Below are 13,467 nucleotides of genomic sequence, written 5' to 3' on the forward strand. Positions count from 1 at the left end.
AGCGCAGCCTCGGCTTGCGGGGAAGCGGCTTAACGTGTAGGGGCGTGCTCAAAATTTAGGCAGTTCGACGAAAGTTTTCGCCATGGCGCCGCTGCGGCCCATCCAAATCGGCAATATCAGCATCGCGGATCCGGTGATCCTCGCGCCCATGACGGGCGTGACCGATCTGCCGTTCCGCCGGCTGGTGCGCCGCTTCGGGTCGGGGCTCAACGTCACCGAAATGATCGCGAGCCAGGCCGCAATTCGCGAGACGCGCCAGTCGGTCCAGAAGGCGGCGTGGGACCCGATCGAGGAACCGGTTTCGATGCAGCTCGTTGGCTGCACGCCATACGAAATGGGCGAGGCGGCCAAGCTTAACGAAGATCGCGGCGCGGCAATCATCGACATCAACATGGGCTGTCCCGTGCGCAAGGTCACCAATGGCGATGCAGGCTCGGCGCTGATGCGCGACCTGAAGCTTGCGGCCGCGCTGATTGAATCATGCGTGAAGGCGGTCAGCGTTCCCGTAACGGTCAAAATGCGCATGGGCTGGTGCCACGACAGCCTCAATGCCCCCGAACTCGCGCATATCGCCGAGGATCTGGGCGCAAAGCTGGTCACGGTCCATGGCCGGACGCGCAATCAGATGTATCGCGGGACGGCCGACTGGGGCTTTGTCCGCACCGTCAAGGACGCGGTATCGATTCCGGTGATCGTCAACGGTGACATTTGTTCGGTCAACGACGCTCGCACCGCGCTCGCACAGAGCGGCGCCGATGGCGTCATGATCGGCCGCGGCGCGTATGGCCGCCCCTGGCTGCTCGCGCAGGTCATGGCGGCGCTGCGCGGCGAGGCCCCGCGCGCCGATCCCGGTATCGACGAGCAATATGACGTCATTACATCGCATTACCGCGCGATGATCGATCATTATGGCGAGGTGACCGGCGTCAACATGGCGCGCAAGCATCTTGGTTGGTATGTGAAGGGGCTGCCCGGATCGGCCGAGTTCCGCAACAAGGTCAATCAGATTCCGGCGAGCCGCGACGTGCTCGATGCGCTCGAGCAATTTTATGGCCCGTTCCTGAGCAAGGCCGCTGCGTGAGCGCGCTGACGTCGAGTATTCCGACGTTCGACCATGACGAGTTGATCCAGTCGCATCCGGTCGCGACGCTGCTGATCGACAAGGGCGGGGTAGTGCTGTTCGTCAACGCCGCCGCCGAGCAGCTCTGCAATATCAGCCGTTCCGTGATGGTCGGCCGCATTGTCTATGACCTCATCAGTATGGATCGCAGCTATCGCCGCCGCATGATCGATCAGTCGGCGTCGGCACTTTTCGCGCACCGGGCAGAAATTGCTGTTGGCGGGCGCAAGGCCATCCTCGTCGATATGCAGTTGGTGCCCTATGGCCAGAGCGGCCACCGCATTCTCGCGCTTGTCCCGTCACAGAGCGAAGCGGAGCTGATGGGCGGCGTCATTGGCCGGTCGGGCCGCGCCGCAGGTGCGGCAGCGTCGATGCTCGCGCACGAAATCAAGAACCCGCTCGCCGGAATCAAGGGCGCCGCGCAGCTGCTAGCCCGCAAGACCGACGCTGGCGGCGAGCGTTTCACCAGCCTGATCTGTGCCGAGGTCGACAGGATCACGAATTTGATCGATCAGATGGAGCATTTCTCGCGCGGGCAGCCGATCGCCTGTTCGGCCATCAACCTCTATCAGCCGATCCATCAGGCGATGGAGGCGATACGCGCACGCCGGATCAGCGGCGTTCGCTTTACCGAGGATTTCGATCCCTCGCTTCCCCCGGTGCACGGGAACCATGACGCCATGGTGCAGATCCTGCTGAACCTCGTCACCAACGCTTGCGAGGCGCTAGGAGGGCGCAGCAACGGCATCGTCCGTCTGGCGACCGCCTATCGCCACGGCTTGTCGATAGACAATGGCGACGGTCGCGGACGCATCGCGTTGCCGATCGAGGTCAGCGTCAGCGACAACGGCCCCGGCGTGCCCGCCGACATCCGCGGCGATCTGTTCGATCCCTTTGTGACGACGAAGCGCGAGGGCAGGGGGCTCGGTCTCGCGCTCGTCGCCAAGCTTGCGCGCGACATGGGCGGCACTGCGCAGCATGTCCACGACGGCGAGTGGACGCGCTTTCGCGTTCACCTTCCCGTCGCTGCGGACATTGGCAGCAAGGGACAGGGCCGATGACGGACGGCAAGACGATTTTGCTGGTCGAGGACGACCCCGCCATCGCCCTCATCATCCGCGAGACGCTTGCTGGCGAATGTGCGGTGCTGGCATCGGTCGGCAGCGTCGGCGAACGCAACGCCTGGCTCGCCGACAACCGGCCCGACCTGATCATTACCGACGTCGTCCTGCCCGATGGCGACGGCATCGACTCGCTTCCAGGCGCCGGAGTCGACCCGGCCACGCCGGTCATTGTCCTCTCGGCGCAGAATACGCTCGACACGGCGGTCCGCGCGACCGGGATCGGCAGCTACGACTATCTGCCCAAGCCTTTCGATCTCGAAGAATTGACCGCGAGCGTCCGCGCCGCGCTTGATCGCGGCAGTCAGCCCGCGGCGCGCAGCGACCCCGGACAGGCCGACAGTCACGGGCTCGTCGGCCGCGCGCCCGCGATGCAGGCGGTGTATCGCACCATCGCGCGGCTCGCGACGAACGACCTCGCGGTGTTGATTCTTGGCGAATCGGGGACTGGCAAGGAAGTGGTGGCGCGCGCAATCCACGCGACGGGCCTTCGCCGTTCCGGCCCCTTCGTCGCCATCAACATGGCAGCAATCCCGCGCGAGCTGATCGAGGCCGAGCTGTTCGGGCACGAAAAGGGCGCTTTCACCGGCGCCCATAGCCGCAATGCCGGGCGGTTCGAACAGGCGGCAGGCGGCACCTTGTTTCTCGACGAGATCGGCGACATGCCCATCGAGGCGCAGACACGCCTGCTCCGCGTCTTGCAAAGCAATGAATATTCGACCGTCGGCGGTAGCCAGTCGCTGAAGGCAGACGTCCGTGTCGTCGCCGCGACCCACCGCGACATGCGCACTCTCGTCGCCGAGGGCCGGTTCCGCGAAGACCTCTTCTATCGCCTCAACGTCATTCCCGTCACCCTGCCGCCGCTACGCGACCGGCGGAGCGACATTGCCGCGCTGGTTCGCCATTTTGTCGATGAAGGGCGCCATTCGGGCCTGCCCGACCGCCAATTCGCACCCGAGGCGATGCAGATTCTCGAGCGTTATGACTGGCCGGGCAATGTCCGCGAACTCGGTAATGTTGTCCAGCGGCTTGCCGTCTTGTCGCGCGATACCGTCGTCGGACCACGCGACGTCGAATCGGTGCTGCTGGAAAACGGCGGGGAACCCGACGTCGCGGCCCCGGCTGACTCGATTGCGAGGGCGATTGACGATTGGGCGCGCGAGCAATTGGGCGAAGCCGCGAACGACGGCGAAATTCATGCGCGGCTCCAGGCGATTGTCGAGGCCGCGTTGCTCCGTCGCACACTCCGTGAAGTGCGCGGAAACCAGCTGGAGGCAGCGCGGCGGTTGGGAATTAATCGCAACACGCTGCGCAAGCGGCTGGGGCAACTTGTAATCGATCCCGCGCACCCCTGACATTTTTGCATCGGGTCAGCCGCCAATTGCGTCGTTTCGGCGACAGCGAGCGATGAATTGTGTTTTCCATGCAACAGGTTTGTCGTAACAGGGCAACAATGGCGTCCCCCGCTTCCCTAGCCCATGGCGATATTCCTGACGAACAGGCGGCGCCGACGCGCGGTTGGCAATTTGCCGCGCCCGAATATTATGCGCTCGCGGCGATCGTCAGCGTTGCGGCTGCGACCTATATCTTCGTAACCGGCGACTCTCAGAGCGAACGGCTGCTTACCCCGGCGCTCGTCGCGGCGATCATGGTCGCCAACCTCGTTCCGGCGATGGCATTGATTGTCCTGGTCGGGAGCCGCGTCGCCCGCGCTCGTGCGGTGCGGTCGATGGCGGGCGGCAACGGCCGGCTCCATGTCAGGTTGGTCGCACTTTTCTCGCTGATCGCAGCTGCGCCCACCTTGCTCGTCGCGATCTTTGCTTCGCTGCTTTTTCAGTTCGGCGTCGATTTCTGGTTTTCCGATCGATCGCGCGGCATGTTCGAAAATGCCGCCGGGCTGGCCGAGGGTTTCTATCAGGAGAACCGGCGCGAGGTTGGGGCCAATACGGTAGCGATGGCACAGGATCTCGGCGATTTCCTGTCACGCGTTCCGACCGATAATCCCGATTTTTCAAACTATTATTTCCAGCAGGTCGTCGTTCGCAACCTGAACGAATCGGCGATTATCGAAATCGGCGAAGATGGCGTTCCGCGCACGGCGGCGATGATCGATCCAGACAATCGCGAAGCCGAGAATCGTCTGGCGCCGGCCACGGTCTCGCGCCTCGATGCTGGCGAGGACGTCGTCGTCGACGTCCAGCCCGACCGCATCGAGGCGACGACGCGCCTTCCCGGGCCGCGGCGCGCCTATGTCTATGCATCGCGCGACGCCAATGTTCCCGGCTTCCAGCAGTGGGAGCGAGCACGATCTGTGCTTTCCGATTATAACGCGCTTTTCCAGCGCTCGCAGCTTCTGCAGTTGCAATTCAACGGCGCGCTCTATCTGGGATCGCTGCTGCTTCTTGCGCTGGCGGTCATCGCCGCCATCGTGGTCGCCGACCGCATCGTGCGCCCGCTCGGGACGCTGATCGGCGCCACGCGCACCGCCGCGGGCGGCGATTTGTCGGTCCGTGTCACGCCGCCCGCGCGCGACGACGAGATTTCGGTCCTGACGCGCGCCTTCAATCGCATGACCGAGCAACTCGAAGGGCAGACGGGTGCGCTCGTCAACGTCAACGAACAGCTCGAAACGCGACGCAGCTTTATCGAGGCTGTTCTCAGCGGCGTTTCCTCGGCCGTGGTCTCCGTTGACGCCGATCACCGGATACTGCTCGCCAATGCTGCCGCCGAGCGTCTGATCGGCCTGTCCGCAGAGCGCTTGACGGGGAGGCCTCTCGCCGATGTCGTGCCCGAGTTGGCACGACTGCTGACGGGTGACGAGCGCGAAGCGATCGTCCAGCTTGCGCGCAGCGATGCCGAACCGGCAACGGTCGCCGCCAAGGCAGTCGCGCAGGGGGACGGTTTTGTCCTGAGCTTCGAAGACATAACCCAACAATTGCTGGACCAGCGCCGCGCCGCATGGTCCGACGTCGCGCGACGTATCGCCCATGAAATCAAGAATCCGCTGACGCCGATCCAGCTCGCAGCCGAACGGCTCCAGCGCCGCTTCGGCGAAAAGGTCGAGGGAGACGAAGCGACCTTCCGCCGCCTTACCGAAACGATCATCCGGCAGGTGCACGACATGCGCCGCATGGTCGACGAGTTTTCGAGCTTTGCGCGGATGCCCAAGCCGACTTTCGGGACCGAGGACATTCGCGACATTGTGCGGCAGGCTGTGTTCCTGTTCGAAGTTGCAAAGCCCGACATTCAGTTCAGCGTAAAGACGCCCAACGAGATCGAGCCGCTGGTCTGCGACCGTCGCCTGCTGTCGCAGGCGATTACGAACATCGTCAAGAATGCTGTTGAAGCGATTGAAGAAAAGCATAAAAAGAGCGACGCTGCGGTGAGCGGCCGCGTTCGCGCCGAACTCGACAACGGACCGAATGACGAACTTGTCATCCGCGTCACCGACGACGGCATCGGATTGCCGGAAGCGCGCGACGCAATTGCCGAACCCTATATGACCACGCGGCAGGGTGGGACCGGGCTGGGACTCGCGATCGTCAAGAAGATCGTCGAGCAACATTATGGGGAACTGGAGTTTTGTGACAATCCCGAGGGGCAGGGGACTTGTGTCACCCTGACGCTGCACCCCGACCGGTTGCGCCCATTGGCGGGGAAGGGCGATGACGCGGCGATGGGGAAGATGGAAACGGTACCCGGACGGATACGCAACCGACAGAACAGAGAAGATTATGGCGCTTGATATTTTGATCGTCGACGACGAGCGCGACATCTGCGACCTTGTCGCGGGAGTCATGGAGGACGAAGGCTACGAGGCGCGAACGGCCTCGGACAGCGACGCCGCGCTCGAGGCGATCCGCCAGCGGCGGCCGTCGCTAGCGCTGATCGACGTCTGGCTTCAGGGCTCGCGGCTCGACGGGCTCGGCCTCGTCGATGCAATCAAATCCTTCGATCCGACGCTGCCGATCATCGTCATTTCGGGGCACGGCGGCCTCGACACGGCCGTCGCAGCGATCCGGCGCGGCGCCTTCGACTTCATCGAAAAGCCGTTCGAGGCCGAGCGCCTGCTCCATCTGGTCGCACGGGCGACCGAAAACGAGCGGCTGAAATTTGAATATGAACAGCTTCGCGAAAAGGCCGGCCCGGCTGATGAACTTACGGGCAACAGCGCGGCGATCAACAATGTTCGCGCAACGCTGAAACGCGTCGCCGGAACCGGGAGCCGCGTTCTGATTACGGGCGCGCCCGGTGTCGGCAAAGAGGTGGCCGCGCGCGTGCTTCACGGATGGAGCGGGCGCCAGAATGCACCGTTCCGCGTCATATCGTCGGCCAGAATGGACCCGGAGACGGTCGAAATCGAACTCTTCGGCTCGGAAGCCGATGATGGAACGATCCGCGTCGGCCTTCTCGAACAGGCGCATGGCGGCACTTTGTTCCTCGACGAAGTGGCCGACATGCCGTTGACTACACAAGGAAAAATTCTGCGCGTACTGACCGATCAGAGCTTTACGCGCGTCGGCGGGCGCACGATGATCCGTGTCGATGTTCGCATTATCTCGGGCTCAGCTCGCGACCTGCTCGCCGAGATTGCCGAAAACCGCTTTCGCGAAGATCTTTATTACCGGCTCAACGTCGTTCCAGTGCATATACCGCCGCTCAACGAGCGCCGCGCCGACATTGTCAGCCTGTGCGACCATTTCGTCAGGCGCTATGCCGCCGATCGCCGCGTCGCGCCGCCCGAAATCAGCCAGGAAGCGCTCGCGGCGCTACAAGCGCACGAGTGGCCGGGCAATGTCCGCGAACTGCGAAACGTGATCGAACGCGTCATGATTCTGGCCCCGAGCGATCGCTTGGCGCGCATCGACGCCGACATGCTGCCCGCCGAGCTTGTCCGCGGCGGAGCCGATATATTACCCAACTCGGAGTCGATCACGGCGATCCCGCTCAAGGAAGCTCGCGAGAACTTCGAGCGTGAATATTTACGTATTCAAATCAACCGTTTCTCTGGAAATATTTCGCGCACCGCGAACTTTATCGGTATGGAGCGATCGGCGCTGCACAGAAAATTGAAACTCCTTGGCCTCACCGAGAGTTCGGATAATGAATCTTAGCGCGGGGAAGGGGCCTTTGCCCTAGACCTGCGATGTGCTTTCCCGCATATTGCGGGCCTGAAGGTCAATAATTGCCGGACCAACCGGCATCGAATGCGGCAAATACCGCCAAGAACAGGAGGCCAATGTGTCCGATAAAAGCCAGAATCTCCAGGATCTCTTCCTCAACGCTCTCCGCCGCAGCAAGACGCCGGTCACGATGTTCCTCGTCAAGGGCGTCAAATTGCAGGGCATTATTACCTGGTTCGACAATTTCTCGCTGCTGCTTCGCCGCGACGGCCAGTCTCAGCTCGTTTACAAGCACGCGATCTCGACGGTCATGCCCTCGCACGACTTCGACCTCGGTCTGCTCGGCGACAATGTGCGCGAGGCGCCCGCGAGCAAGGGCAAGGCGCTGCAGGATGTGTTCCTCAACGCCGTCCGCCGGTCCGAAGAGTCGGTGACGATGTTCCTTGTGAACGGAGTGATGCTCCAGGGTGATATCGTGGCCTTTGACCTGTTTTGCATGCTGCTCGAACGCGAGCGGCAGGTCCAGCTCGTATACAAACACGCGATTTCGACCGTGCAGCCCAACGGGCCGATCAACCTGACCGACAATGGCGATGCGGACGGCGACGCCGGCGAAGCCTGACCGATAGTCGATGTGACGCAATGATCGAAAGCGATGGCGAAGTCACCCGGGGGGCAGCCACGTTGCTCGTCGTGCCGGAGTGGCGCGGGCAGCGGCTTTCGCGCGACCTCGACGCCCGCGTAGAGGAAGCGAAAGGCCTCGCACTCGCGATCGGACTCGATGTCGTCGCCGTGCATTCGCTTCGACTGCGCCAGACGCGTGCCGCGACGCTGATCGGCGTCGGGCAGATCGAGGCAATCCGGCCCGACATCGACGCGAAAGCAGTGCAGCTTGTCATTGTCGACGCCCCGCTGAGCGCGATCCAGCAGCGCAATCTTGAAACCGAATTGGGCGCGAAGGTCATCGACCGGACAGGATTGATTCTCGAAATTTTCGGCGAGCGCGCGGCGACGGCCGAAGGGCGTCTCCAAGTCGAACTCGCGCATCTCGATTATCAGGCGGGCCGTCTGGTGCGCAGCTGGACCCACCTCGAGCGTCAGCGCGGCGGATTCGGCTTTCTTGGCGGTCCCGGCGAAACGCAGATCGAAGCCGACAGGCGCATGATCAGGGACCGGATGGCGCGTATTCGGCGCCAACTCGACGATGCGCGCCGCACGCGGCAGTTGCAGCGCGCCAAGCGGCAACGCGCACCGTGGCCGGTGATCGCGCTCGTGGGCTATACGAACGCTGGAAAATCTACCTTTTTCAATCGCCTGACAGGCAGTGACGTCATGGCGGAAGATATGTTGTTCGCGACTCTCGACCCGACGATGCGCGAGATCCGGCTGCCCGGCATCGACAAGGCGATACTGTCCGACACGGTCGGTTTCGTTTCCGACCTGCCGACCGAACTTGTTGCGGCGTTTCGCGCGACGCTGGAGGAAGTGACGACCGCCGACCTGATCGTCCATGTTCGCGATATCGTGCACCCCGACAGTGACGCCCAATATGACGATGTGCGTGCGATCCTCGACTCGCTGGGCGTCAATGGGCCACAAGACGGAGACGCGGAGGCGGTCGAGGCCGTGCCCCAGATCGAAATCTGGAACAAGATCGACACCGCCGAACCGGAGCGGCGCGCCGAAATCGAAGCCGTGGCGGAGCGACGGGCCGACGTCGCGATCATCTCGGCGGAAACCGGCGAAGGCGTCGAGCAGGCGCGCATGTTCATGGCGTCGCAACTGACCGCGCGTCATGTCGAACACCGGATTTTCCTGGCGTTCGATCAAGGGGAGGCAATGGCGTGGCTGCACGCGCGCGGCGAGGTGCTGGCCGATGTGGCCGAGGAGGGCGGTCATCTGCTGACCGTTCGGCTCGACCCTGCCGATCGCGCGCGTTTCGACCGACTTTGGCCTTCTGCCTAGCTGATTTCGTCCGCTTTTACGGCTTGCCAGTGCGTCTCGAGCACATCGAGCGAAAGCGATGCCATGTTCGCTCCCGCGCGCTCCTCAACCGCGGTGAAACGTCGAGCAAACTTGGCGTTTGCCGCGCGTAGGGCGTCTTCGGCATCGACGCCGAGGTGGCGCGCATAGTTGACCACTGCAAACAACAGGTCGCCGACCTCCTCGGCGCGGTCCGCTGGGTCCGCGGCAGCAGCGACTTCCGCTAGTTCCTCGTGAATTTTGTCGCGCGGGCCGTCCGCGTCGGGCCAATCGAAACCGACGCGCGCCGCGCGCGCCTGCAGCTTTTGTGCACGCAGCAGTGCCGGTAGCGAAGATGCCACGCCGGCAAGCGCGCTATTTGGTCCCTCGGCCGCGCGCTCGTCGGCCTTGATCTGTTCCCATTGCTGGCGGACGTCGTCGGCCGTGGCGTCACCGAAAATATGCGGGTGCCGCCGTTCCATCTTCGCGCTGATGGCTGAGGCGACGTCGTTGAAGTCAAACAGACCTTTGTCGGTGGCAATTTGGCTGTGAAACACGACCTGGAGCAGCAGGTCGCCGAGTTCGTCGCAAATCGCATTGGGATTGCCGGACGCTATGGCGTCGGCAACCTCATAGGCCTCTTCGATGGTGTAGGGGGCGATCGATGCGAAATCCTGCGCCAGATCCCATTCGCACCCGCCATCGGGATTCCGCAATTGCCGCATGATAGCGAGCAGGCGATTGATGGGGGACAACTCGTCCGAAACGGGCATAAATTTATCCGATAATATATATTATGTAAAATTATCTAGGCGCCGCGGGCGGCCTGGAACGTCCAGACGGCCAGAAACACCAGCGCAAATATCGCCACCCAGGCAAGCCCGAGCTTGATCCAATCGGCCGCTGGCAAACGCCGGACGACGAGCGCGCTGAGAACCAGCGTGAAGGCTCCCGCAAACCAGATCAGTTGGACAGCCGTGTCACCGTTCATATCTCCACCTCCAACCCGTCATACCCGGGCTCGACGCCCGCTGGCAGTTCGGAAGCAAGGTCGTCATAATCCATCGTATTGTCCATATGGGTTATGATGGCGCGCGGCGACCCGACCTTGACGAGCGCTTCGAGTGTCATCGCCAAGTGTGGATGCGTCGGGTGCGGATAGCGACGCAAGGCATCGATGACGAACAGGTCGACGCCTTGGAAAAATTCGACCATTTCATCGGTGAACTTGGAAAAATCAGTGGCATAGCCAACCTTGTGCGCACCGTCGCAGAAGATCAGCCCCGTCGCCTTGATCGGACCGTGCGGCATTTCAATGGCCGAAACCTCGATCGGCCCGATCGATTGATGATCCTCAAGGTCAATGGGATCGACCGACGCCGGATAGCCGGCGTTGCCAGCAAAGGCGTAGGTGAATCGCCATTTCAATATGTCGAGCACATGATGGCGGGCATAAACGGGCACGGCGGAGCGGCGCAGGTGCATGATCTGCCGCAGGTCGTCGATTCCGTGGCAATGGTCGGCATGTTCGTGCGTCCAGATAACGGCGTCTATGGCACCGACATCTGCATCGAGCAGCTGCAAACGCATGTCGGGACTGGTGTCGACAAGCAGGCGGAAGCCGCCAAGCGATACGAGTATCGACGCGCGGCTGCGTAGATTGCGGGGGTTGTCGGGATCGCACTGACCCCAGTCGTTACCGATCCGGGGCACGCCCGAGGACGTGCCGCATCCCAATATCCGGACCTTCATGCCGCGTACGACGTCATGGCGCCGCCTTGCTGAAAAGCGCGTAGAAATTGGCGCTTGTGGCGTCGGCCAGCTCCTGACGGTCCGCGCCGCGCAGCTCGGCGAGATATGCCAGCGTATCGGCAACAAAGGCCGGCTCGCCGGTCTTGCCGCGGTGCGGCACGGGCGCGAGGAAGGGTGAATCCGTTTCGATCAGCAGCCGCTCCTGCGGCAACCAGCGCGCGGTAGCCTGTAGCTCGGCCGCATTCTTGAACGTCACGATACCCGAAATCGAGATGTAGAGCCCAAGGTCGAGGGCCTGGCGCGCGAAATCGTCGCTTGCGGTGAAGCAGTGAATGACGCCGGTGAACGGATTGCGCGCCATTTCTTCGCCGAGCAGCGCGAGCGTGTCGGCCTCTGCGTCACGTGTGTGGACGATAATCGGAAGCCCGGTTTGCTGCGACGCATGGATGTGGCGCCGAAAACTGTCCTGCTGCCGCTGCCGATCGCTCTTGTCGTAATAATAATCGAGACCGGTCTCGCCGATCCCGATCACGCGCAGATGGGCGGCGCGCGCGACGAGCTTGGCGGTATCGATGTCGGGATGGTTATCGGCGTCGTGCGGATGGATGCCCACACTCGCCCACACGTCCTCATTGGCTTCAGCAGCAGCAAGAACATCGTCCCATTCGCTTTCGCGCGTTGCGATGTTGAGCATCGCCGTGACGCCGCGCGCACGGGCGCGTTCGAGCACTTCACCCTGCTGCTCGGCGAGCCCCTTGTAATTGAGGTGGCAGTGCGAATCGACGAGCATCAGGCGGTCACTTCTTCCCCTTCCCCTTCGGGCAGTTCGAGCCGCGGGAAAATGGGGATGGGTTGGGCAACGGCGAAACCGCCATCGACGAGCTTGGCAAACCAGTCTTCGTCAGAAAGGGCAGCAAAATCACGAGCATCCAGCGCAATGCCCATTTGGTCGAGCAGCTTGTCCGCGGCCGCCGGGACGACGGGACGGATCGCAATGGCGAGCGTGCGCACCGCCTGGAACAACGTCATCAGCACTGCGCGCATGCGCTCGGGGTCGGTCTTGCGGAGCGTCCACGGCGCCTGCGCGTCGACATATTGATTGCAGGCGAAAACCGCCCGGATCCAGTCTTCGATGCCCACAGAAAAAGCCAATTGCTCAAACTCGCGCGGCAGGCGGGTGCGCGCCATATCGAGGACGTCAGCGATAAGGCCCTTGTCATCCTCCGTCGGCGGCCAATCGCTCGACAAAGCGCCATCCAAATTTTTGAAAATCATCGACAAACTACGCTGCGCCAGATTACCGAAGCTGTTGGCAAGGTCCGCATTGGCGGTGCGGACGATCGCTTCGGCCGAATAGCTGCCGTCCTGTCCGAAGCTCACTTCGCGCAGCAGATAATAGCGCAGCGCATCGACGCCGAAGGTCTCGGCGAGCGCCATTGGATCGACCACATTGCCGAGCGACTTCGACATTTTCTCGCCGCGGTTGAGCAGGAAGCCGTGGCCGAACACCTGCTTCGGCAGCGGCAAACCTGCACTCATCAGAAAGGCCGGCCAGTAAACCGTATGAAAACGAACGATATCCTTGCCGATCATATGGATATTCGCCGGCCAGAACTTACCGAAATCGCTCGCCGGATCGGGATAGCCGAGTCCCGACAAATAGGTGGTGAGCGCATCGACCCACACATACATCACATGGCCCGGCGAGTCCGGCACCGGCACGCCCCAGTCGAAGCTGGTGCGCGACACCGAAAGGTCCTTCAGACCACCTTCGACGAACCGCAGCACCTCGTTGCGACGGCTCTCGGGACGAATGAAATCGGGATTGTCGCGGTAAAGTGCAAGAAGGCGGTCCTGATAGGCCGAAAGTCGAAAGAACCAGCTTTCTTCAACGGTCCACTCGACCGGCGTTCCTTGCGGGGACAGGCGTGTGTCCCCTTCCCCATCGACGAGCTCGCTCTCGTCGTAAAAAGCCTCGTCGCGTACCGAATACCAGCCTTCGTAGCGGTCGAGGTAGAGGTCGCCATTGGCCTGCATCGCGCGCCAGATCGCCTGCGACGCGGCGTGGTGCGCAGGGTCCGAAGTGCGCATGAAATTGTCATAGCTTATATTCAGCTTGGCATACATCTCACGGAAATATCCCGACATTTCGTCCGCGAGGTCGATTGTCGCGCGCGCTTGGTCGCGCGCGGTCTGGAACATCTTGAGGCCATGTTCGTCGGTGCCGGTAATCAGCCGCACGTCGCGACCGCGCGCGCGCTGGAACCGCGCCATGACGTCGGTTGCGATCGCTTCATAGGCGTGGCCGATATGCGGGCGACCGTTGGGATAGCTGATTGCGGTCGTGATATAAAAAGGTTCGGACATGCGCGCGCCTTAGCCGCTGCAT

The 13,467-nt window shown here is 62.5% G+C and carries 12 protein-coding genes; 7 read left to right on the plus strand and 5 right to left on the minus strand.

Translation table 11 applies throughout. The features are described from left to right. Positions 1-82: 82 nt before the first annotated feature. The 7 genes from dusB (at position 83) to hflX (ending at position 9,329) form a co-directional block, all read left to right on the plus strand. Positions 83-1,081, plus strand: coding sequence for a tRNA dihydrouridine synthase DusB (gene dusB, locus H7692_RS01630; RefSeq protein ID WP_222136164.1), 999 nt, complete (start codon positions 83-85; stop codon positions 1,079-1,081). After that, positions 1,078-2,181 carry a two-component system sensor histidine kinase NtrB gene (locus tag H7692_RS01635; protein WP_222136163.1) on the plus strand — a complete coding sequence of 368 codons (1,104 nt, stop codon included), beginning with the start codon at positions 1,078-1,080 and terminating at the stop codon, positions 2,179-2,181. Before dusB ends, H7692_RS01635 begins: the two co-directional genes overlap by 4 nt. Then, on the plus strand, positions 2,178-3,596 hold the full coding sequence (gene ntrC / locus H7692_RS01640) for a nitrogen regulation protein NR(I) (protein WP_222136162.1): 1,419 nt from the start codon (positions 2,178-2,180) through the stop codon (positions 3,594-3,596). The genes H7692_RS01635 and ntrC overlap by 4 nt, the downstream gene beginning before the upstream one ends. Before the next feature lie 98 nt (positions 3,597-3,694). After that, entirely contained in the window at positions 3,695-5,986 is a 2,292-nt protein-coding gene (locus H7692_RS01645) for an ATP-binding protein (protein WP_227339668.1), read from the plus strand. Next, positions 5,976-7,355, plus strand: a complete 1,380-nt coding sequence (locus H7692_RS01650) for a sigma-54-dependent transcriptional regulator (protein WP_201925285.1) — start codon at positions 5,976-5,978, stop codon at positions 7,353-7,355. Before H7692_RS01645 ends, H7692_RS01650 begins: the two co-directional genes overlap by 11 nt. 88 nt (positions 7,356-7,443) lie before the next feature. Further along, the gene (gene hfq, locus H7692_RS01655; RefSeq protein ID WP_201927229.1) at positions 7,444-7,986 is read left to right on the plus strand and encodes an RNA chaperone Hfq; all 543 of its coding nucleotides are present in this window, start codon (positions 7,444-7,446) and stop codon (positions 7,984-7,986) included. Positions 7,987-8,006: 20 nt separating this feature from the next. Further along, positions 8,007-9,329, plus strand: coding sequence for a GTPase HflX (gene hflX / locus H7692_RS01660; protein WP_201925288.1), 1,323 nt, complete (start codon positions 8,007-8,009; stop codon positions 9,327-9,329). Here the strand turns inward: hflX and mazG are convergent. The 5 genes from mazG to metG are packed head-to-tail and all read right to left on the minus strand — an operon-like array spanning position 9,326 to position 13,445. Further along, complete coding sequence (mazG, locus tag H7692_RS01665) at positions 9,326-10,099, minus strand: nucleoside triphosphate pyrophosphohydrolase (protein ID WP_201925290.1); 774 nt, start codon at positions 10,097-10,099, stop codon at positions 9,326-9,328. The genes hflX and mazG overlap by 4 nt on opposite strands. 35 nt (positions 10,100-10,134) lie before the next feature. Beyond that, entirely contained in the window at positions 10,135-10,317 is a 183-nt protein-coding gene (locus H7692_RS01670) for a hypothetical protein (protein ID WP_201925292.1), read from the minus strand. Next, positions 10,314-11,078, minus strand: a complete 765-nt coding sequence (locus H7692_RS01675) for an MBL fold metallo-hydrolase (protein WP_201925294.1) — start codon at positions 11,076-11,078, stop codon at positions 10,314-10,316. Before H7692_RS01675 ends, H7692_RS01670 begins: the two co-directional genes overlap by 4 nt. 13 nt (positions 11,079-11,091) lie before the next feature. Beyond that, entirely contained in the window at positions 11,092-11,868 is a 777-nt protein-coding gene (locus tag H7692_RS01680) for a TatD family hydrolase (protein WP_201925296.1), read from the minus strand. Then, positions 11,868-13,445 (minus strand): methionine--tRNA ligase, encoded by a 1,578-nt coding sequence (gene metG / locus H7692_RS01685; protein ID WP_222136160.1) that lies wholly within the window; start codon positions 13,443-13,445, stop codon positions 11,868-11,870. The genes H7692_RS01680 and metG overlap by 1 nt, the downstream gene beginning before the upstream one ends. Between the last annotated feature and the right edge of the window lie 22 nt (positions 13,446-13,467).

The organism is Sphingopyxis sp. P8, assembly GCF_020622175.1.
GTDB lineage: Bacteria > Pseudomonadota > Alphaproteobacteria > Sphingomonadales > Sphingomonadaceae > Sphingopyxis > Sphingopyxis jiangsuensis.